Origin of the sequence: Bacillus sp. SIMBA_154, assembly GCF_046536015.1 — a bacterium.
Taxonomy (GTDB): domain Bacteria; phylum Bacillota; class Bacilli; order Bacillales; family Bacillaceae; genus Bacillus; species Bacillus pumilus_P.
This window is the reverse complement of sequence record NZ_JAWJBV010000128.1, coordinates 1-326: the sequence shown is the minus strand read 5'-3', so window position 1 is coordinate 326 and position 326 is coordinate 1. Positions and strand designations below refer to the sequence as shown.

The 326-nt window shown below is 31.6% G+C and carries 1 protein-coding gene; it reads left to right on the top strand.

Annotated elements, in window-relative coordinates:
• Window positions 1-96: 96 nt before the first annotated feature.
• A partial coding sequence (locus R0K30_RS21425; protein WP_486304025.1) for a response regulator aspartate phosphatase occupies window positions 97-326 on the top strand: 230 nt, incomplete at its 3' end.

The following is a 326-nucleotide window of genomic DNA, read 5'->3' as shown; positions in this document are numbered from 1 at the left end:
TTCCAATATTTTAGACTTTTTCTTTAACTTTTGCTTTTATTTTGAAATAATACAAAACGTTTAAAATTTTTAAAATATAAAGAGAGGAAGGATCAGGTGGAAACTAAAGTAGAATTCGAAAAAGTCGCTTACAGTCTCAACGAATGGTATATAACCATAACGCAAAACAACATTCTCAAAGCTACAGCCATGCGAGAAAAAATCGTAAACACATTTCCAAACAGGGAAGAAAATCAGAACGTCCTACTGTATTTCAATCGCATAGACTCAAGATTGAAACTGATGACAGAAAACTATAAAGAGGCAGGACAACTATTCATAAAAGT